20 protein-coding genes are annotated in these 20,141 nt (G+C 64.3%); 10 read left to right on the top strand and 10 right to left on the bottom strand.

Annotated features, from left to right (window positions below; all coding sequences use genetic code 11):
- Positions 1 to 10: 10 nt before the first annotated feature.
- Positions 11 to 1,357, bottom strand: coding sequence for a phosphoglucosamine mutase (gene glmM / locus IYW40_RS07460; RefSeq protein ID WP_196400071.1), 1,347 nt, complete (start codon positions 1,355 to 1,357; stop codon positions 11 to 13).
- A 182-nt stretch (positions 1,358 to 1,539) separates the two neighbouring features.
- On the opposite strand from glmM, the gene arsC reads away from it, so the two are divergent.
- Positions 1,540 to 1,902 (top strand): arsenate reductase (glutaredoxin), encoded by a 363-nt coding sequence (gene arsC / locus IYW40_RS07455; RefSeq protein WP_196400070.1) that lies wholly within the window; start codon positions 1,540 to 1,542, stop codon positions 1,900 to 1,902.
- 56 nt (positions 1,903 to 1,958) lie between these two features.
- On the opposite strand, the gene ftsH is transcribed toward arsC, so the two are convergent.
- From ftsH to ybgF, 3 genes are all read right to left on the bottom strand, one after another.
- Positions 1,959 to 3,872: an ATP-dependent zinc metalloprotease FtsH gene (ftsH, locus tag IYW40_RS07450; protein WP_196400069.1), complete on the bottom strand. Its 1,914-nt coding sequence runs from the start codon at positions 3,870 to 3,872 to the stop codon at positions 1,959 to 1,961.
- Positions 3,873 to 4,049: 177 nt separating this feature from the next.
- Positions 4,050 to 5,084: a tRNA lysidine(34) synthetase TilS gene (gene tilS, locus IYW40_RS07445; protein WP_196400068.1), complete on the bottom strand. Its 1,035-nt coding sequence runs from the start codon at positions 5,082 to 5,084 to the stop codon at positions 4,050 to 4,052.
- 37 nt (positions 5,085 to 5,121) lie between these two features.
- Positions 5,122 to 6,111, bottom strand: a complete 990-nt coding sequence (ybgF, locus tag IYW40_RS07440; protein ID WP_196400067.1) for a tol-pal system protein YbgF — start codon at positions 6,109 to 6,111, stop codon at positions 5,122 to 5,124.
- A 135-nt stretch (positions 6,112 to 6,246) separates the two neighbouring features.
- Here ybgF and IYW40_RS07435 point away from each other — a divergent pair, with 135 nt between their 5' ends.
- From IYW40_RS07435 to IYW40_RS07425, 3 genes are all read left to right on the top strand, one after another.
- A complete protein-coding gene (locus tag IYW40_RS07435) occupies positions 6,247 to 7,050 on the top strand; it encodes a nuclease (RefSeq protein WP_246720703.1) in 804 nt (267 codons plus the stop codon).
- 16 nt (positions 7,051 to 7,066) lie between these two features.
- Entirely contained in the window at positions 7,067 to 8,500 is a 1,434-nt protein-coding gene (locus tag IYW40_RS07430) for a M48 family metalloprotease (RefSeq protein ID WP_246720702.1), read from the top strand.
- A gap of 114 nt (positions 8,501 to 8,614) precedes the next feature.
- Positions 8,615 to 9,496: an RNA polymerase factor sigma-32 gene (locus tag IYW40_RS07425; protein ID WP_196400064.1), complete on the top strand. Its 882-nt coding sequence runs from the start codon at positions 8,615 to 8,617 to the stop codon at positions 9,494 to 9,496.
- Between the two features lie 44 nt (positions 9,497 to 9,540).
- Here IYW40_RS07425 and IYW40_RS21415 read toward each other — a convergent pair whose 3' ends face one another.
- Entirely contained in the window at positions 9,541 to 10,377 is an 837-nt protein-coding gene (locus IYW40_RS21415; protein ID WP_348644252.1) for a CarD family transcriptional regulator, read from the bottom strand.
- On the opposite strand from IYW40_RS21415, the gene IYW40_RS21410 reads away from it, so the two are divergent.
- Complete coding sequence (locus IYW40_RS21410) at positions 10,364 to 11,047, top strand: hypothetical protein (RefSeq protein ID WP_210327224.1); 684 nt, start codon at positions 10,364 to 10,366, stop codon at positions 11,045 to 11,047. The two genes, IYW40_RS21415 and IYW40_RS21410, sit on opposite strands and share 14 nt — an antisense overlap.
- A 289-nt stretch (positions 11,048 to 11,336) precedes the next feature.
- On the opposite strand, the gene fdxA is transcribed toward IYW40_RS21410, so the two are convergent.
- Positions 11,337 to 11,675 carry a ferredoxin FdxA gene (fdxA, locus tag IYW40_RS07415; RefSeq protein ID WP_123176018.1) on the bottom strand — a complete coding sequence of 113 codons (339 nt, stop codon included), beginning with the start codon at positions 11,673 to 11,675 and terminating at the stop codon, positions 11,337 to 11,339.
- A 121-nt stretch (positions 11,676 to 11,796) separates the two neighbouring features.
- Between fdxA and IYW40_RS07410 the strand changes: the two genes are divergently transcribed.
- Complete coding sequence (locus IYW40_RS07410) at positions 11,797 to 12,621, top strand: RMD1 family protein (protein WP_175095777.1); 825 nt, start codon at positions 11,797 to 11,799, stop codon at positions 12,619 to 12,621.
- Here the strand turns inward: IYW40_RS07410 and miaA are convergent.
- Positions 12,584 to 13,525, bottom strand: coding sequence for a tRNA (adenosine(37)-N6)-dimethylallyltransferase MiaA (gene miaA / locus IYW40_RS07405; protein WP_196400062.1), 942 nt, complete (start codon positions 13,523 to 13,525; stop codon positions 12,584 to 12,586). The genes IYW40_RS07410 and miaA overlap by 38 nt on opposite strands.
- 27 nt (positions 13,526 to 13,552) lie before the next feature.
- Here miaA and serB point away from each other — a divergent pair, with 27 nt between their 5' ends.
- Positions 13,553 to 14,455: a phosphoserine phosphatase SerB gene (gene serB / locus IYW40_RS07400; protein ID WP_196400061.1), complete on the top strand. Its 903-nt coding sequence runs from the start codon at positions 13,553 to 13,555 to the stop codon at positions 14,453 to 14,455.
- A gap of 118 nt (positions 14,456 to 14,573) precedes the next feature.
- On the opposite strand, the gene IYW40_RS07395 is transcribed toward serB, so the two are convergent.
- The 3 genes from IYW40_RS07395 to hflK all read right to left on the bottom strand — a co-directional run bounded on the left by IYW40_RS07395 (position 14,574) and on the right by hflK (position 18,187).
- Positions 14,574 to 16,061, bottom strand: a complete 1,488-nt coding sequence (locus IYW40_RS07395; protein ID WP_196400060.1) for a Do family serine endopeptidase — start codon at positions 16,059 to 16,061, stop codon at positions 14,574 to 14,576.
- A gap of 63 nt (positions 16,062 to 16,124) precedes the next feature.
- Complete coding sequence (hflC, locus tag IYW40_RS07390; RefSeq protein WP_196400059.1) at positions 16,125 to 17,051, bottom strand: protease modulator HflC; 927 nt, start codon at positions 17,049 to 17,051, stop codon at positions 16,125 to 16,127.
- Positions 17,048 to 18,187, bottom strand: coding sequence for an FtsH protease activity modulator HflK (hflK, locus tag IYW40_RS07385; RefSeq protein WP_246720701.1), 1,140 nt, complete (start codon positions 18,185 to 18,187; stop codon positions 17,048 to 17,050). The genes hflC and hflK overlap by 4 nt, the downstream gene beginning before the upstream one ends.
- Before the next feature lie 116 nt (positions 18,188 to 18,303).
- Here hflK and IYW40_RS07380 point away from each other — a divergent pair, with 116 nt between their 5' ends.
- The 3 genes from IYW40_RS07380 to IYW40_RS07365 all read left to right on the top strand — a co-directional run bounded on the left by IYW40_RS07380 (position 18,304) and on the right by IYW40_RS07365 (position 20,129).
- Positions 18,304 to 18,687: a DUF202 domain-containing protein gene (locus IYW40_RS07380; RefSeq protein WP_196400057.1), complete on the top strand. Its 384-nt coding sequence runs from the start codon at positions 18,304 to 18,306 to the stop codon at positions 18,685 to 18,687.
- A 766-nt stretch (positions 18,688 to 19,453) separates the two neighbouring features.
- Complete coding sequence (locus IYW40_RS07370; protein WP_196400055.1) at positions 19,454 to 19,924, top strand: hypothetical protein; 471 nt, start codon at positions 19,454 to 19,456, stop codon at positions 19,922 to 19,924.
- 1 nt (position 19,925) lies between these two features.
- Positions 19,926 to 20,129, top strand: coding sequence for a hypothetical protein (locus IYW40_RS07365; protein WP_196400054.1), 204 nt, complete (start codon positions 19,926 to 19,928; stop codon positions 20,127 to 20,129).
- Positions 20,130 to 20,141: the final 12 nt, after the last annotated feature.

The raw sequence follows: 20,141 nt of genomic DNA, 5'->3' as shown, positions 1-20,141 counted from the left end.
AAGCGCCGGCTCAGGCCGCCGCGGCGGATTCCTTCAAAACGCTGCAGATCCCGGCGACGAGAGATTCGACCAGTTCGCGGTCGTCGCCTTCGCCCATGACGCGGATCACGGGTTCCGTGCCGGAGGGGCGAACAATGATTCTGCCGGAGCCGCCGAGTCGCGCCCGCGCATCGTCGATTGCAGACGCCACCGCCGTGCGCTCCAATTCGCGACGATGGGCGCGCACATTCTCCAATACCTGCGGCAGCGGTTCGAACCGATGGCAAACTTCGCTTACCGGACGATCCTGACGCTTCACCTCTGCGAGCGCCTGCATCGCCGTCACGAGCCCATCGCCTGTCGTGCAATAGTCAGAGAGAATGACATGGCCCGACTGTTCGCCGCCAATGTTGTAGCCGGCTTCGCGCATGCGCTCGATCACATAGCGGTCGCCGACGGGCGTTCGCTCCAGAGTGAGCCCGATCGAATTCAGATGGCGCTCCAATCCAAGATTGGACATGATTGTCGCGACGAGGCCGGGCTTGGACAGCAGCCCCTGATCGCGCCAGCTTTCGGCGATAACCGCCATCAGCTGATCGCCGTCGATCAGGCGCCCATTTTCGTCGACCATGATGACACGGTCGGCGTCGCCGTCGAGCGCGATGCCCACGTCGGCGCGCAGCTCGCGGACCTTGTCACGTAGCGCCTGCGGCGCAGTGGAGCCCACGCGATGATTGATGTTGAACCCGTCGGGTTCGACGCCGATGGCGATCACCTCGGCGCCTAGCTCCCACAGCGCCTCGGGCGCCACCTTATAGGCCGCGCCATTCGCGCAATCGACGACGAGGCGCAAGCCTTCCAAGCTCATATTGCGCGGCAGCGTGCGCTTGGCGAACTCGATATAGCGCGCGCGCACGTCGTCGATGCGGCGCGCGCGTCCGAGATCTCTCGGTCCTGCGCGCTTGCGCAACATATCGCCGTCGATGAGGCGCTCGATCTCGTGTTCGATCTCGTCCGAAAGCTTGTGGCCGTCCGGTCCAAACAGCTTGATGCCGTTGTCCTCGAAGGAATTATGAGAGGCGGAAATCATCACGCCAACGTCGGCGCGCATCGATCTTGTGAGCATGGCGACCGCGGGCGTCGGCATTGGTCCCAGCAGCAGCGGATCCATGCCGACGGACGTGAAGCCGGCGACAAGCGCATATTCGATCATATAGCCTGAGAGCCGCGTGTCCTTGCCGATGACGACGCGGTGCCGACGTTCGCCGCGGTGAAAGATCAACCCGGCCGCCTGCCCAACCTTGAGCGCGAGCTCCGGCGTGATCTTCTCGTTGGCGAGGCCACGAATGCCATCTGTGCCGAAATAGGTGCGGGTCATTGAAGATCCTCAGCGAGCGGCGCCCGAGCGCCTCGGCGCCAAATCGGCGCATCCTTCACGCCATCCGTCGCGCCAGGTCGGCGCATCTATGGGCATAACGCCACAACGTTAAATGCGTGTTTTCGCCGGCCTAACGAACAGCTAATGAACACTCGCACATCGTCTGAACGGATGTCCACAACATGGAAGTCAAAATCTACCACAACCCCGCCTGCGGGACGTCCCGCAACGTGTTGGCCGCCCTGCGCGACGCCGGCTACGAGCCGCAGGTGATCGAATATCTCAAAAACCCGCCCGATCGGGCGGCCTTGAAGGAGCTTCTGCGTCGCATGGGCAAGAACGTGCGCGACGTGCTGCGCAAGCGCGGGACGCCCTACGCAGAACTGAGACTCGAGAATCCCGCCCTGTCAGACGACGAAATTTTCGCCGCCATCGAAGAGCATCCGATTCTGATCGAGCGGCCGATCGTTTCGATGGGCGACAAGGCCGCGCTCTGTCGACCCGCCGAGACGGTCAAAGATCTGATCGCGCTGTCCAAGACATAGATCGCTCGAGCTCGAATGCAAAAAACCCAGCGGCCGGGACCGCTGGGTTTTTCCCGTTAGATCGGATGCGGCTCCAGGCCGCCGACGTCGGGCTCTGGCTTCTGGCCCGTCGTCGGCACCGCCGAGCCGCGCGGCGGCGGCGTTGGCGATGATTCTTCGCGCACCGGCCGCTTGCCTGCGAGCAGACCCTTGATCTCGTCGCCGGACAGCGTCTCGAATTCAAGAAGCGCATTGGCGAGCGTATCCAGATCCGTACGCTTGTCGACGAGGATCTGCCTGGCCTTCTCGTAAGCTTCCTGCACCAGTCGGCGCACTTCCGCGTCGATCGTCTCCTGCGTCTGTTCGGAGAAGGTCTGCGTGCGTCCGAGCGAGTAGCCGAGGAACTGCTCCTGCTGCGGGTCGGCATAGGCGACCGTGCCGAGTTTGTCCGAGAAGCCGAGCTGGGTGACCATCGCGCGGGCGATGCGCGTCGCCTGCTGAATGTCCGAGGCGGCGCCGGAGGTCGTCTTCGCCGCCCCAAAGATCAACTCTTCGGCGACGCGGCCGCCCATCGCCATCGCCAGCATCGCCACGAGCTGCTCGTAGCTCTGCGAGATCTGATCGCGCTCGGGGAGGCCCTGCACCATGCCGAGCGCTCTGCCGCGCGGAATGATCGTCGCCTTGTGGATCGGAATCGAGCCCGGCACGTTCAAGGAGACGAGCGCATGGCCGCCTTCGTGATAGGCGGTGAGCTTCTTCTCCTCATCCGTCATCACCAGCGTGCGCCGCTCGGCGCCCATCATGATCTTGTCGCGGGCGTCCTCGAACTCCTGTTTCGTGACGATCCGCTTCGAGCGCCGCGCCGCGAGCAGCGCCGCCTCGTTGACAAGATTCATCAGATCGGCGCCCGAGAAGCCCGGCGTGCCGCGCGCGACGATCTTCAAATCCACGTCCGGCGCCAGAGGCACCTTGCGGGCGTGAACCTTGAGGATCTTCTCGCGGCCGATGAAATCCGGGTTCGGCACCTGGATCTGCCGGTCGAAACGGCCCGGACGCATCAGCGCCGGATCGAGCACGTCCGGACGGTTGGTCGCGGCGATCAGGATGATGCCCTCATTCGCCTCGAAGCCGTCCATCTCGACGAGCAGCTGGTTCAGCGTCTGCTCGCGCTCGTCGTTGCCGCCGCCAAGGCCGGCGCCGCGATGACGGCCGACCGCGTCGATCTCGTCGACGAAGATGATGCAGGGCGCATTCTTCTTCGCCTGTTCGAACATGTCGCGCACGCGCGAGGCGCCGACGCCGACGAACATTTCGACGAAGTCAGAGCCCGAGATCGAGAAGAACGGCACCCCCGCCTCGCCGGCGATGGCGCGCGCCAGCAGCGTCTTACCGGTGCCGGGCGGTCCAACCAGCAGCACGCCGCGCGGAATGCGCCCGCCGAGCCGCTGGAACTTCTGCGGATCACGCAGGAATTCGACGATCTCCTGCAGATCCTCCTTGGCTTCGTCGACGCCGGCGACGTCCTCGAAGGTGACGCGCCCTTGCGTCTCCGTCAGCAGTTTCGCTTTCGATTTGCCAAAGCCCATCGCGCGGCCTGCGCCGCCCTGCATTTGCCGCGACAGGAAAATCCAGACCGCGAGGAATGCGACGAGCGGCAGCGCGTTGAGAAGAAGCGTCACCAAGAAGCTGCCGCCTTCATTATTCGGCTTGGCGCTGATCGAGACGTTCTTGGCTTGAAGGCGCGGCACCAGATTGGCGTCGTCCGGCGCATAGGTCGTAAACGGCCGATTATCGTTGAAGTGCCCAACGACCTCATTGCCCGCGATCGTTACGTCGTGAACGCGACCCTGATCGATCTGCGTCAGCAGTTCGCTATATGATATGTCGCGGATCGGCGTGCGCTGGCCAGGCTGCTGAAACAGCATGACAAGCGCAACCACGAGCAACCCGATGATTGCCCAGAGCGCGAGGTTTCTGAAGTGTGGGTTCATGTGGGAAGCCTGTCGGGAGCCGCTCGGTCGGGCTTATCCCCCGAAGCGCTCCGGTCATGTGCTTAATTTAGGCGCACCGGGACGCGTTGCCAAGTCTCGGAAAAGCCCGTGATTCCAGGCGTTGTTGCGTGGGACTTGGCCGTTTCGGACAAGTTCGTCCCCCACAACGCGAATTCGCTAAGTCAAGCTTGAGCGGCGAGGCGGCGCCGGACGCAGCCGAATCCGTCCGCCGTTCGCGTCAATCGAGACATCGGCAAGCGTCATTCGGACCGATGCGCGCGCAGCCAGGGCGGCGGCGACGCGCGCGCTGGCGCGCTCCAAGCGTTCGAGGCGAAGCACATGCGCGGGCGCGAGACGTTGAATCGCGCTCGCGAGCACGCGTTGGAGAATTTCCAGCGGCGCCTCGCACAGCGTCGCGGCGTCGAGTTCGACGCATGACGCTTCGTCGCGACGCAGCGCGCGCGCCAGCATTTCGGCGGCGCAATGCGCCAGCGCGGCATCGGCGCGCGCCGCACGCGATCCAAGCCGCTGAAGCGCATCTCGACTGAGCCCCTGCGCGGCGAGCATAGGCGCCAACCTGCGCAGCCGCACACGCGCGAAGCTTTCGTCTTCATTGGACGGGTCGCGAAAGAACGGTTGACCTGCGCGCGCGCAGACCGCCTCCAACTCCTCTTTGCGAAAGTCGAGCAGCGGCCGTAGCAGCGGGATGTCTTCGTGGCGTGCGATGCGCGCCATGCCCGCAAGTCCGGCGACTCCGGAGCCGCGAGTCAAACGAAACAGGATCGTTTCGGCCTGGTCTTCCGAATGATGCGCAAGCGCGATGGCGGATGCGCCAATTCGCCGCGCGCAGGCGGTCAGCAGCGCGTATCGCGCGCGCCGCGCCCGCTCTTGGAGGCGCGTCGAGGGCTTTTCTTCCTCCCACGTCAATAGATGATGGGCGTAGCCAAGAGCGCGCGCCCAGCGGCCGACCTCCTCGGCCTCCGCGCGCGCCTCTTTGCGCAAGCGATGATCGACCGTCGCCACGGCGATGTGACGCGCCGCGCGCAAAGACCATTGCGCGCATAGCAGCATCAAGGCGACGGAGTCGGGCCCGCCGGAAACCGCGAGCAGTAAGGAGGGGTAGGGCGCAAGGAGTTCGAGCGCGTTTTCACGCCGTCCCTCGAGCGAGTCGTCGTCGATTGCGGCAAGGTCTTCCGCCTCCGTGCGCGGCATGCCTAGGCCGGAGGGGCGCCGACCGCCGCGCGGACGGCTAGCATTGATTTTTTTTGCTTTCGCGCTGAGCCGCTTCGCGGATTCGCGTCGCCGCTTTCGGGAATTTGACGTTGATCTCGGAATAGGAGGCGCACGCCTGCTCCTTCGCGCCCATTGCGCTCAGCGATTGGCCAAGCCGCAACAGCGCTTCCGGCGCCTGCGCCGAGTCGCCGTATTTCGTCGAGATTTCTAAATATCTTTCGGCCGCCTCCCGGTGCCGTCCACGCAAAAAGAAGCTCTCGCCCAGGTTGAATGTCGCGGCGGCGGCGAGCTTGCTCTTGCCGTTCTTCGATAGAAACGTCGAGAGCGACCTCTCGGCTTCCTCATATTTGCCGGCGCGCAACGCGCCGACCGCCTCATCATACTGCTCCTTGGGGCCAGCGACCGGCGGCGCGGCGGCGATCTCCGCGGTCGCCGGTTGATCGCCGACAAGGCGGCCGTGGGCGATATCCAGCGGCTGGCCGGCTTCGCGCACAGGGGCCGTCGTCACCGAGCCCGTCGGTCGGGCGGCGCTTTCGAGCGGCGCTGACGGAGTCGTCGCGCCGAGCGGCCGCGGCGCGCCCGGCGCAGTCGGCTGTGTCGCAGGATCAAAGGCGTCGCCGCGCTTGCCGGCGTTGGCGCTCATCTCGGGCGCCGTCCACGCGACGGCTGGAGGAGCTGTCGGCCCATGCGGCGCAGCCTCCGCATGCGGCTCGGGCTTTGCGGCGCGCAGCTGCTCTTCCAAAAGCTGCACCCTGTGTTGCAGCTCCTCGTTTTGTCCGGTCAATCGGCGTAGCTCGCGCTCCAGCCGATCAATCCGCATCGCCGCCGCCGCGTCCGACCCCGGTCCCGCCTCAGGACCTTCATAAATATCCGATGGCGGAGCATTGTAGGTCTGAGCATGGCGGAGGTCTCCCTCGGGCCGAGGATCGCCATAGACGTCGAACGCCTGGGCGGCGCCCGCCGTGAACAAGGGCAGGGCGAAGATGAGGGCGTAGCGTGGGAACATGGTCGCGAAGGCCGAGACTTGCTCTAAAGGCGCCGCTCAATTCGACGCGGCGCGACATCGCCTTACCATAGGCGCCCATTCGGCTAAAATTAGGCGATGCGATCATTGAGTCTCGTTTGGGTTCAAAGAATGGCGATGGCCTCGTTTGTGGCGGCGGCTTGGCCGTCACGCGCCGAGTCGCTTCCGCCGGCCGCGGAAGCTGGCGAGTGCTCGCTCGAGGGCGCCGTTCCGGCGACCGTCGCCGCCGTGGATGAGGACTTCGAACTGCTGCTCGATGATGGCCGTCGCGCCGCTCTCGCGGGCCTCGACTTTCCACCGCCGGAAATGGCGGAGCTACGCGCCGCCATCCGCAGCCGTCTGTCGTCGTGGCTCGCCGGCCGAGACATATTCCTGGGCGCTTTTGCTTCGACATTGGACCGCTGGGGCAGGGCGCCGGCGAGAATTTACGCAAGCCCGGCCGAGGGAGGCGCTTCGGCGCCTCTCACGTCCGTGGCGGCCGCGCTGCTCTCGGCTGGCGAGGCGCGCTTTCGTCCGGATCCGATGGCCGCCGCCTGCGCCAAGGCGTATCTGGCCGCCGAGGCCCCGGCGCGCGATTCGGGCGTCGGGCTTTGGTCGCGCCCGGAGTTCCGTCCAATCGACGTCTCGGCGCCCGGCGCGGTGGATGATCTGAAGCGGCGCAAGGGAATGATTGTCGTCGTCGGCGCGATCCGCTCGGTCGGCGAGTCGCGGCGCGCCTTCTACCTTAATTTTGGCGACAAATGGCGCGATAGCTTCACCGTCGTGATTCTGCGGCGCAATTTGGCTATATTCGGGCAAATCGAGCCCCGCTCGCTCGTTGGGCGGCGAGCGAGCGTACGAGGACTTATTGAGACCGGGGCTCGCATCGAAATCGCTACGCCAGCCGAGATCGAATTTGTTGACGGCGTCGCCTCTCGTTAGGCGGACGGCGCTCGCCTTGCTGGCTGTCGTCGGCGGCTTGGCGATCGGAGGCTGCGCGGAGCTCGAGCGGCAAGGACAGATCTTTACCGCCCCATTGCCTCCGACGCGGCCGGCTGGGCCGCGAACCGATAATCGCAGCACGGTTCAGCATAAGGAGCTCGTCGCCCAATTCGGCGGCGAATACGAGGCTCCGGGCGCAGAGCATTACCTTGATGGCATTCTCGCCAAGCTGGCGAGCGTCAGCGAAACGCCCGGCCAGCCAGCCTACAAGGTGACAATTCTCAACACGCCCGTCGTCAACGCCTTCGCGCTGCCCTCCGGCAATCTTTACGTCACGCGCGGACTGCTGGCGCTTGCGGGAGACGCTTCGGAGGCGGCGGCGGTGATGGCGCATGAAATCGCCCATGTCTCGCTGCGCCACAGCGCGCTCCGCGCCGAACGCGAGCGGGAGGCGGCGATCATCTCGCAAGCCGCGGCGGTGATTCAGAATCGCCAGAAAGGCGACGAGGTGCGTTCCAGTCAGCGGCTCTCCGTCGCGAGTTTCTCCCGTCAGCAGGAACTCGACGCCGACGGCGCCGGCGTCCGCGTCATCGCCCGAGCCGGCTTTGACCCGTACGGCGCTTCGCGCTTCCTGACGGCGCTGGGCCGATCGACGGATTTGCGCGCCGCGCTCTATGGAAAGAAGAAATCGCTCGACTTCGACATTACGTCGACGCATCCCTCCACTCCCGACCGAATCACAAGGGCTGTTGCTGCGGCGCGACAAATCGGAGCGCCCGGGATCGGCGTCGCCGACCGCAGCGGCTATCTCGAGGCCATCAAGGGCGTCGCGTTCGGCGACGATCCCATGGAAGGCTACGTTCGCGACCGCAAGTTCACCCATCCGCGACTGCGCTTCGCCTTCATCGCGCCTGAGGGCTTTCTCCTGGAAAATTCCAACGAAGCGGTATTCGGAGTGCGCGAAGCCGACAATGAAGCCTTGCGGCTCGACAGCGTGCGCCTGCCGTCGGACGAGAATCTCGAAGCCTATGTCGGCTCCGGTTGGGTCGACGGCCTGCTTCCTTCCTCCGTGCGCAAGATGGACATCAACGGGCTCCCCGCCGTGGTCGCCGTCGCTCGGGCGGGGGAGTGGAATTTCCGGCTGGCGGTGATCCGGTCGGGCGAGTTTCTCTACCGCCTGATTTTTGCAGCGCGCAAATTGAGCGACGAGGCCGACGCGCTCTTCATGGAGTCGATCAGATCCTTCCGCCGGCTCGGCCCCGATGAAACCACTGACGCGCGGCCCTTGAGGATTGCGGTGGCCGTCGCCGCCACTGGCGACACGATCGAAACGATGGCCGCACGGATGGTGGTTCCTAACCGGCCAGTCGAACATTTTATGCTTCTCAACGGGCTGTCCGCCGGCGACGCCCTCACCGCCGGGGAACATTACAAAATCGTAACCGAGTGAAGTCGGGTTTTTGCTCGCTTTGGGAACAACTGCCGCGCCTGACGGTTATCCAAAGCAAGGCAAATCTTGGCGCGCGGACTCCCGCCATTAGTGGGGCCGCGTATGGAGGGCGTCATGGCTTATATGCCTGGACTCGGGCGCGAATTGATCAAGGCTGCGGCTGAGGCGCCTTTTCTGGAACGCGACGAAGAAAAGCAGCTCGCCATCGCTTGGCGCGAGCGGGGCGACGCTAAAGCGCTTCATAAGCTCGCCGCCGCACATATGCGCCTCGTCATCGCGCTTTCGGCGAAGTTCAGACATTATGGATTGCCGCTCTCGGATCTCGTCCAGGAAGGCCACGTCGGACTCTTGGAGGCCGCAGCGCGGTTCGCGCCGGAGCGAGACGTACGCTTCTCCACCTACGCCACATGGTGGATCAGAGCGTCGATCCAAGATTACGTTTTGCGTAACTGGTCGATCGTGCGGGGCGGAACAAGCTCGTCGCAAAAGGCGCTGTTCTTCAATTTGCGTCGCTTGCGTGCGCGGTTGGCGCGCGAAAATCACGGTAGGAGTTCAGTCGACACCTATCAGACGATCGCGAACGCGATCGGCGTTTCGCGGGCTGACGTGGAGATGATGGATTCGCGTCTGTCGGGTTCCGACGTGTCGCTGAACGCGCAGCTCGTCGACGACGATACATCTGGCTCGGCGCAGAGGATGGATTTTCTTGTCGACGAGAAGCCGCTCCCCGACGAGGTCGTCGAGGAGACGCTGGATTCAGATCGGCGCGCGCGCTGGCTCAAGGATGCGCTGGCCATTCTCTCCGAACGCGAGTTGCGCATCGTGCGCGAGCGTCGGCTGGCGGAAAATTTGGTGACGCTTGAGACGCTCGGAGATCGCCTTGGCATTTCCAAGGAGCGGGTGCGGCAGATCGAAAGTCGCGCGCTGATCAAGTTGAGGCGCGCGCTGTCGCGGATGCAAGAGTCGGTGACGCCTGACGAGCCGGCAAGAGCGTAACGAAAAAACCCCGGAAGCGGCTTCCGGGGTTTTTTGTCGTCTGATTAGGCGGCTCGGTCCACGTCAGCCTCATCCCCGCCGTCGTCGCCCGTATCCCCCTCCGCCTTCGGCCCGCGGCGGGGGCCCTTCAGCAGAAAGGATTCGATCAGCTTCAGCGATTCCGAATCGATGAGCTTGCGCACGGCGGCGACTTCACGCGCCATGCGATCCAAGGCGGCCTCGTAAAGCTGGCGCTCCGAATATGACTGCTCGGGCTGGGTATCGGACCGGTAGAGGTCGCGAACCACCTCGGCGATGGTGATGAGATCGCCCGAGTTGATCTTCGCCTCATATTCTTGAGCGCGGCGCGACCACATCGTGCGCTTGACGCGCGCGCGGCCGCTCAGCGTCTGCAGCGCCCTGTCAACGACGCCCGTATCGGCGAGCTTGCGCATACCGACGCTGACGACTTTGCTCGTGGGCACTTTGAGGGTCATCTTGTCCTTGATGAAGCTCACGACAAAGAGCTCCAGGCTGAAGCCCGCGACTTCTTGCGTCTCGACGCCGACGATCTGCCCGACGCCATGCGCAGGGTAGACGATGTATTCGTGTAGCTTGAAGGCGGGCTTGGCCGACGGCGCCGCGGGTTTCGGCCTGGCTGGAATAGCCGGTCGCGCGCCCATGCCGGGCGCCGCCGAGGTCTCCTGAGACGTCGCTGGGGGCGGGGGCGCGACCGGCACTTCAACGGATTTCGGCTCCGCCTCCGCTACGGGACGCGGCTTTGCCGCCACAGGCGCCGCCGGCTTCTGCTGCTCGACAGGCTTGGCCGCCGGCTGCTTGGCCGCTGCGGTCGGCGTCGCCGCCTGGGCGGGTTTCGCCGCCGCGGTCTTGCTGGAAACCACGGGCTTCGCCGCCGGCGTCCGAGCGCTGGCGCTCACCTTTTCCACCGCCGTTTTAGCCGCCTTCGCGGCCACGGCGCGCTTCGTCGCGCTCTTGCCTGCGACCGCAGTCTTGGCGGTCGACTTCGCCGCCGGCTTGGCGGCGGAGGCGCGGGCCACGCTGCGAGAACTCGCCGCTGTCCGAAGCGTCGCCGTAGCGCGCGCCGGCGCCTTGGCGGTCTTGTCTTTTGCAGTCGATTTCGACTTCGGCGTTGTTGTTTTGGCTGTCATCGTTCTCGCGGGTTTTGCGGAGGTTTTTGCGCTTGTCTTCCGGCTCGAAGCGGCGGCGGCCCGCGCGGGCTTTCCCGCCGAGGCGGAGCGGCTGGCCGACTTCTTCGATGCCGATGTTGAACTCTTCGCTGCGGCGGTTTTCGTCGCGCCGCTCTTGGTGGCGGCGCTCTTGGCGGCTCGCTTGGCGAGCGTCTTGGAGCGAGCGGCCGAGCCCTTGGCGCGCGCTGCTGCGGTGGAGGCAGTCGCAGGCGACTTTTTCTCGGTTTTGTTGGAGGGCATACGCGGGCTACTCCTATGCTGTCCCGCTGTGGAGACGGGACCATCGCTGCCTGACGAATCGCGCACGCCGCCGGCGAAAAAGCCGCGGCGGCGCCGCGAAGGCGGCCAGTGGAAACCTTGCTAGCGCCGCATACTCAATAGCCGGCCAACGGGCCGGCCTTCGAGAAAGAGAGGCTTTCGAATTCGTCGCGAGACGGTGACTGGCGCCGGATCGCCCTTCGACAAGGCGTGCATTTAGTGTGTGATTTATAACACGCCCAAGCGTGAAAATCAAAGGCATATGCGCGCGAGCGGCGCCCGCGCCGAGGCCGCGAACTACGCTAACTGACTATGGCTTCTGACGTTTTAGATAAATTAAGGATGTGGAAACTCATTATGTGCAAGTTAGGCGCCAAACTGGCGCCGAACGCCGTTCAGTCTCCCTCGCCGGCCTCCGGCGAAAAGAATTGCTCGAATTTGCCCGGCTTGCCGTCCCATTCCTTGGCGTCCGAGGGCGGCTCCCGCTTGATGGTGATGTTGGGCCAGTTCTGCGCCATCTCGGCGTTAAGCTGCAGCCACTGTTCCAGATTCTCTTCCGTATCGGGCTTGATGGCGTTGGCCGGGCACTCGGGTTCGCAGACGCCGCAGTCAATGCACTCGTCCGGATGGATCACCAGCATATTCTCGCCTTCGTAGAAACAGTCCACCGGACACACTTCAACGCAGTCCATATACTTGCACTTGATGCAGTTTTCCGTGACGACATAAGTCATAAGGGTGATCTCTCCCGCGACCTTGCCGCTTGCTAGCTTTTTTGCCAGCGTCACGCAAGGCGAGCAGAACGAGGGCGCGCGTCAGAGATATAATTGCGCGTGCAACCCACAAGGGCAGCAAATGGTCGAAACGATAAATTCGCCCGCGACGACCGCGATCAGCCGGCAGGCGCTGACGGCGCGCGCCCTGCTGCTTGGCGAGCGGATCGACACCGACGGGCTCGAACGGGCGGATCTCGTTTCCACGGCGCCTCTCGCCTTCCACGCCGGGCAGAGCGGATTCGCCGTGCTCTACCGCTTCGGGGTCGCCGTCCTCTTCGGCCTTTCGCCGCTGGAGGAGGATGAGATCGTCAAAAAGATCGGCCTTCGCGTTGCGGGCGCTTCGCGGGGTGACGATGAGACCTTGATCATCGAAGGGAATCCAGAGGGCGAGGAGAAGGCGCTGCCGGACGGTCGCCTTGCGGTTAAGGATCTTTCCGAAGCGCGGTTGCTGGTGATCGCCGACGTCTTGGCGAAAAGCGTCGCCCTGGGGCGCGACGAGCGCCGCGTCAACGCGGTCTTCGACACGATCGAGCCCTTCGCCGCCGAGCTTGCGGCGAGGGGAAGCCCGCCATGGAAACGAAAATCCATGTTGGAGCTGATCGGCCAGACTCTGCTCGTGCGCCATCGCGTATCCGGTCGCGTCGCCGTCGACGACAAGCCGGATGTCCTTTGGGATCGGCCTGACCTCGAAAGGCTCTATGCGCGACTGGAGGACGAGTATGACCTCACGCCGCGGGCGCGCACGCTCAACGCCAAGATCGACGTGATTGGCGAGACCGCCCGCGCGCTGACGGATCTCATCGACGCGGCGCGTTCCGTTCGGCTGGAGTGGACGATCATCATATTGATCGCGATGGAGATCGTCCTCACCCTGTTCCAGATGTGGGTCGCGCGCATGAGCTGAGCGCGTCTTCGACGTCGCGCAGCGGCGTTTCGCCAGCAATCCATTTAAAGCTCGGGAGCTGGTGTCGCGCGAAGGTGAACTGACGCTTGGCGTAGCGGCGCGTATCGAGCTGACTGCGCACAATCGCTTCCGCAAGCGTCAGTCGTCCGTCGAGATACGCGATGAGGTGGGGCACGCCGTGCGCGCGCATCGCCGGCAGCGACGGATCGAGTCCCCGCGCCTTTAGCGCCGCGACCTCGTCGAGCGCGCCCGCTCGCGTCATTCTCTCGAACCGCGCGTCGATGCGCGCGTAAAGCGTCTCGCGCTCCGGCGCGAGGAAAAACGCCACGCATTCCGACGCCTTCAGAATCGGCGGGCTGCGCGGACCCTGAAAGGAAACGAGCGGCTTGCCTGTCGCCTCCAGGACTTCCAAAGCGCGCAACAGCCGCTGCGGATCGGTTTTCCGCAGCACGGCGGCCGTTGCGGGGTCGCGCGCGGCGAGTTCGGCATGAAGCTGCTGCGGGGTCTTGTCCTGCGCCCATGCGCGCATGGCTTCGCGCACCTCGCCGGGCACGGCGGGGATATCCGAAAGCCCGTAAAGAGCAGCCTTGAAATACATTCCCGTGCCGCCGACGAGAATTGGCGTCAGTTCGCGCGCGTCGAGATCGCGCAGAACGCGCGCGAGATCCTCGAGCCACCGCGCGACGGAATAGTTCGTCGCCGCATCGACGTGGCCAAAGAGAAGATGCGGCGCGGCGGCTTCCTCCTCGATCGTCGGGCGCGCGGTGACGGTCCGCAGGTCGCGATAGACCTGCATTGAATCGGCGTTGACGACCGCGCCGCGCCGGCGGCGCGCGAGTTCGAGCGCGAGCGCGGACTTGCCCGAAGCGGTTGGACCTGCAATGAGAATGGCGCGTGCGCGCATGGCGCTATTGCCGCTGAAACGGTGGAGATGTCAAAGCCCATCGGCTACGTCGCGACCTTTGTCGCCGGACGGGGCGCGGCGCTCAACGAACGCGCAGTATCTGGCGCGCTCTACGACGCTGGATTGATTGACGCAGGGCGCGACTGGCTCGCGCCCGATCTTGCCGTTGACGCGTTCCTGTCTGGAGCGGGGCATGACCTTGCCGACTTGCGCGCGCGGCTGCAGGTGGCGGTCGCGGACGATCCGATCGACGTCATCGTTCAGCCGACGACGGGCCGGCGCAAGAAACTGCTGGTCGCCGACATGGATTCGACCATGATCGGGCAGGAGTGCATCGACGAACTCGCTGACCTCGTCGGCTTGCGCGAGCATGTCGCGGCGATCACCGAGCGCGCGATGCGCGGCGAGGTCGCGTTCGAGGGCGCCTTGAGCCAGCGGGTCGCTCTGCTTGCGGGCGTGACCCTCGCGCAGATCGAGACGCTGCTGACGCGCATCACTCTGACGCCCGGCGCGCGACAGCTTGTGCGCACCATGCGCGCGCATGGCGCCCATACGGCGCTCGTGTCGGGCGGCTTCACGCAATTCACAGAGCCCGTCGCCGAGCGCATCGGCTTTCATGAGACGCGCGCCAATCATCTCGAAATTTCTGACGGCGCGCTGACGGGCGCGGTCGTCGCGCCGATCCTGGGAAGCGAAGCCAAGCGCGCGGCGCTTGTCGAATTGCGCGAGGCGCGAGGGCTGTCGCGGGACGCGACGCTGGCGATCGGAGACGGCGCCAATGATCTTGGCATGCTGCGCGAGGCGGGTCTGGGCGTCGCCTTTCACGCCAAGCCGAAAGTGGCGCAGGCGGCGGATGCGCGCGTCGCCCATGCCGATCTCACCGCGGCGCTCTACGCGCAGGGATATAGGCGCGAGGAGTTTGTCGAGTGACAGCCTCCCTCCTGGTCCCTCGCCCCGCTTCGCAGGAGAGGGGACGCGAACAATCCGGCGCGGCGGATGAGGTGAAGGGCTGAATCCCTCTCCCGCCGCAGGGCGGAAGAGGGTTTATTCACTCCACCGGCAATGCGACGAAATGCGCGTCGCCCTGGCCGTTCGCGACGATCAGCAGCGCCGTCTTCTTGCCCGCGCCTTTCAGGGTCTTGATTTTCTTGAGCACGTCCGCCGGGTCGCTCACCGCTTCCTGATTGACCTCAAGCAACACCTCGCCCGCTTGCAGGCGTTTCTCGGCTGCCTCCGACCGTGGATCGACGGCGGTGATGACAACGCCGACCTTAACGGTGTCCTTGATCTGATAGCGCGACCTCAACGCATCCGAGAGACGCGACAGTTCCAGCCCAAGCACGCTCTGCGAGGACCCGTCGCCGCCGCTTTCGGACTTCTCCTTGTCGCCGCCGTCCTTCGACGCGACCTTCTCCCCGTCTTCAAGTCGGCCGAGCTTGACGGTCTTGGTCTGCTCCTTGCCGCTGCGCACGACGACGAGTTCGACATCCTTGCCGACCGGGGTCGCCGCGACGAGCTTGGGCAGGTCGCGCGACTCCTTAATCGGCTTGCCGTCGAATTTTACGATCACGTCGCCGACCTTCAGCCCCGCCGGCTTGGACGGGCCCTTGTCGTCGACGCCGGCGACGAGCGCGCCGCGAGTCGCGCCGAGGCTGAGCGTTTCAGCGATGGCGTCGTCGATATTTTGGATACGGACCCCCAGCCAGCCGCGGCGGGTCTCGCCGAATGCTTGCAACTGTTCAATGACGGGCTCCACGGTATTCGCCGGCGTCGCGAAACCGATGCCGACCGAGCCGCCCGATGGCGACAGGATCGCGGTGTTGATGCCGATGACTTCGCCGTCCATGTTGAACAGCGGTCCGCCGGAATTCCCTTTGTTGATGGAGGCGTCGGTCTGAATGTAGTTGTCGTATGGACCGCTATCGATGTTGCGGTTGCGCGCTGAAACGATTCCGGCCGTCACCGATCCGCCGAGTCCGAATGGATTGCCGACGGCGAGCACCCAGTCGCCCACCTTCGCCTTGTCGCTGTCGCCGAACTTCACCGCCTTCAGCGGTTTTTCCGGCTTCACTTTCAGAACCGCCACGTCCACTTTTTGGTCCTTGCCCAGGACTTCCGCCTTGAGCTTCTGGCCGTCGTTGAGGATCACCGTCACCTCATTAGCGTCGGCGATGACATGGTTGTTGGTGATCACGATGCCCGAGGGATCAATCACGAAACCGGAGCCGAGCGAACTCGACCTGCGCTGACGCGGCATTTCCGGCATTCCCTGGCCACGCCGCCGGAAGAACTCCTCAAAGAGATCGTCGAAGGGCGCGCCCGGTCCGACTCCAGGCGGCAGGTTGGGGCCGTCGTTACGGGCGCTGCGTTTCGCATCGACCGTGGTGGCGGAAATGTTGACCACGGCGTCCGAGACCTGGGTGGAGAGTTCGGAAAGCGAATCGGGACCTTTCGCCTGCGCCGGAGCGACGACGAGGTAGAGTACGGGCGCGGTCGCGAGGATCGCTCTCGCGGCGCGACGAAGTGCGGACGTCATGCGTTATGTCTCCTGTCGAGGGACAAGTATGCCCGGGCGCGGCTTAACGCACGCGTTTGCGGGTCACTTTTTTGGGCTTCGCTCCGGTTCCGATTGGTCCGCGCTCGGCGCGGCGCTCGCCTCCGGAGCTGAGAAAAAACGGAAGAATTCCGAACGCGGACTGATCAGGAAACGCGTCTCCCCCGGCTTGAAAGCGCTCTCATAGGCTTGCATCGACCGATAGAAAGCAAAGAAGTCGGGATCCCGGCCAAACGCTTCGGCGAAGATGTGGTTGCGCTCGGCGTCGCCTTCGCCCTTCATCTGGTCGGCTTTCTGTTGCGCTTCGGCTTTCAGCACAACGACGTCGCGATCGGCCCTGGCGGTGATTTTTTGCGCCTGCTCCGAACCTTGGGCGCGATATTCGGCGGCCTCGCGCTGGCGCTCGGTCTGCATGCGCCCGAAAACCTTTTCGGAGATCTGCTGCGGGAGATCGACGCGGCGAATGCGCGCGTCGACGACCTGCACCCCGAACTTTCGCGCCTCGCGGTCAGCCTGCTCCTTGATCTTCACCATCAACCCGGCGCGCTCGTCGCGCACGATCTGCTGCTGGTTGGCTTCGCTCAGCACGCGTCGGACGGCGGAGTTCAACACCGAACCAAGCTGATTGTTCGCGCCCATGACGCTGTTAACGGTCTGATAGAACCGCAGCGCGTCGACGATGCGATAGCGGATGAAGCTGTCGACCTCGAGTCGCTGATTGTCGGCGGCGAGAACTTCCAGATTCGGGCTCTCAACGTCGAGAATGCGATTGTCGAAGGTGACGACATTCTCGACAAGCGGAAACTTGAAGTGGAGGCCAGGCTCGGTGATCAGTCCCCGGCCGGACACGGGTTCGCCAAACCGCAGCACCACCGCCTGTTCGGTTTGCGAAACGGTGAAGAGGGCTCCGCCGACAGCGATGACGCCGATAAGTAGCGCGACGGCGAGCGCGAAGAGAAGGCCAGACCTCATTTGCGGCCTCCTTGGAAGGGCGTAAAGGCGGGCAGGGGCACGAAGGGCGTCACGCCGCCGCCGGCTTTCGATGGATCGTCGAGAATGACTTTCTCCGAGCCGCCCAGCACGCGCTCCATGGTTTCGATATAGAGACGCTGTCGGGTGATCGTCGGCGCGTTTTTATATTGAGCGTAAATCTGCTCGAAACGCGACGCTTGGCCGCGCGCCTCGGCGACGATCTGTTCGCGGTAGGCCTCGGCCTCCTGCAGAATGCGGGCGGCGCCGCCGCGCGCCTCCGGAACAACTCGGTTGGCGTAAGCTTCGGCCTCGTTGCCGAGACGCTGCAGATCCTGCTGGGCGGCGGTCACGTCGCGAAAAGCCGCGATCACCTGCTGCGGCGGATCGACCGACAGCAAGAGCACCTGCAGCACCAGCACGCCGGCGTGATAGTCGTCGAGCACCTTCTGCATCAACGCCTGACTGGCGGGCTCGATCAACTTGCGATCGGCGGTCAGAATCTTTTGAATTTGCGTCTGGCCGACGATCTCGCGCATGGCGCTTTCGGCCACGGCCTTCACTGTTCCCGCCTGATTGGCGACGTTGAAAGCGTAATCTTCCGGCTTTGCCGGATCAATTTGCCAGATGACGCGAAACTTGACGTCGGCGATGTTCTCGTCGCCGGTCAGCATCAGGCTTTCTTCAGGCGCTTCCGGCCCTCGAGGCGCGGTGACCGACCCCCGGCGCCGCCCATCCGAGACGACGTTCGGCTCTTCGCGGAAACCCACGTCGGTGATGTTACGGTCGGTAACCGCAAGCTTGACAACGGATCCGATCGGACCCGGAAGATTGTAGTTCAGGCCCGCCTGAGTCTTTCCCATATATTTGCCGAAGATCAGGTTAAGGCCGATCTCGTTGGGTCCGACGGTGTAAAGCCCGGAGAGCAGCCATGCGAGCACGGCGACCAGCACGAGTATCGCGAGCCCGCGTCCGCCGAATCCGCTCGGCAGAATCTGTTTCAGGCCTTCCTGGCTGCGGCGCAGCATCTCCTCGAGGTCCGGCGGCTGTCCGCCGGAGCCCTGTCCCCAGGGACCTCCCGGCTGGCCCCAGGGACTGTTATTTTGATTGCGCGGCCCGCCTTGATCGCTCCAGGGCATGTCGTCTCGCATTTAGAGGAATGGGCGGCGCTCCCGCCGCGTTTGGCAATGTTATAGGCATTCGCCGCCGCCGCGGCAATGACGCGGGGCGCGGCGCTCGCGCGGAGGAGAGGGGCATGATTCGCGATTACACCAATATCGCGGCCAATGAGCGGACCTTCCTCGCTTGGGTTCGAACAGGCATTGCGGTCATCGCTCTCGGCTTCGTCATTGAGCGATTCAATCTCTTCCTGTTGACCATCGCCGGCGCGGTGACCGTCGACGCCGAGCGACTGCACCTCCATCGTTTGGAACATCCGGCGGGCCGTTACGGCGGCGCGGCGCTCATCGGCGCAGGCGTCATGCTGATCGTGATTTCGACGATCCGTTTTATTCATACCGCACGGTTGCTCGCGCGCGACGCGCCCTATACGGCGCGCGCGACGAGCGTCAGCCTGTATTTCCTCGCCCTGCTGCTGCTCACCATCGCCGCGTTCAGCGCCTATCTCGCGATCGTGTGAGCTTCACGTCGATGTCGCGGCGGAGAGGGAAGCGCTCGATCGTCCGAGGAGCGACGCGGGCGCAAATTGACGCCAACTGGAGCCGCCGATGCGCAGGCGCGGCAGAACGGTGTCTGGACTGGCGGAGACGGTGGGCTGCAAACGTCTTTTGATATCAATTAGCTATCCTGTGGATAACTCAAACCCATGAGCAGCCCCACAATCGTAAAAAATCTTCGCCACAATATATTGCGCTTTTTGGAACGGGCGCATACAAACTGTGTGCGTCGCTGTTTAGGGGCTTTCCGCTCTCAGCGACATAGAGTGCCGGCGTCACGGCCGCACTCGGGCGAATTGGCTGCTTAGCCCATTCGTGTCGATTCCGATGTGGCCTTCTAACCGCGACAAGCGGGGCTAGGCGGACCGGACGTGGCCCCTCGGGAGGCGGCAACCGTGAACCGAATCGGCGCCTAGAGTGCGCGCCGCGACTCGGTTCCGATTGCGCACTCGGGGGCTGTCAGATGACTCCTCAAATGATGACCGTTGACGAAGTGGCCGGCGCTTTGCGCATGGGTCGCTCAACTGCGTTTGGTTACCTCTCGCGCGGTGAAATCCGCTCCGTCATGATCGGCGGCAAAAGACTCGTATCAGCCGAGGAAGTGACGCGCGTAGCTCGCGAGGGTCTGTCGCGCCGCGACGCGATGACTCGCGCTCGCATCGCCGAGGCCGGCGGAAACGCGCCAGCCATGGGGCGAGGCCGTCCGCGCAAGAATGCGGGGGCGTTCTAATGACGACCTCCCCAGACCTTTTCCGTTCCGCCGTCGTCGCATCCCGCGGCGGCAGACCGATCGGCTCTGCGCATCGCGCCGCGCTCCAAAATCCGCCAGCCAAAGGCATAGCTGTCGATGAAGTCTCGACGTTCCGGGACGGCATGACCGGCGGCAGCCTTCAGTCGTTTGGAGCGTGGATGCTCGAAATACACGACGCTCGCATTGCGTTGTTTGCGCGCATCCGCGCCGCGCTGCGCGCTCGGCAGGCGCCACACTATCAAGACGCGCGCCGTATGATCGATGACTTAAGGCTCGAAGCGGGTGCGCCCGACGATCTGTGCGCGGCGTTGGGGCTTGAGCCTACTGCGACGATTGAAACGGTCGCCGATCGATTGCAGCGAAAGTGGAATCCCAAACGTCACAGCCGCGGCTATAGCGGTGACGAATCCGTAATGGAGATTCGTTGCCGCGATCAGGGAGTCGCGTGACATGACGACAGCCCGACTCCCTGTCTGGCGACACCTGTCGCGCCGCCATCTGAAGCGCATGCTGGCGAATATCGGCGAGCGCGAGTTTATCGCGCTCGCCGAAGGCGCCGCAGCCGACGAAGGCTTTGCCGACTTCGAAGTTTTTCGCGAAGTCGCGCGGCTGCGCCAGCTTGAACTCGTAAACGACACCGCGACGGCACACTAATTGGAGACAGCC

Origin of the sequence: Methylocystis sp. H4A, from assembly GCF_015709545.1 — a bacterium.
GTDB classification, from domain to species: domain Bacteria; phylum Pseudomonadota; class Alphaproteobacteria; order Rhizobiales; family Beijerinckiaceae; genus Methylocystis; species Methylocystis silviterrae.
This window is presented reverse-complemented; position numbering and strand designations above follow the sequence as displayed.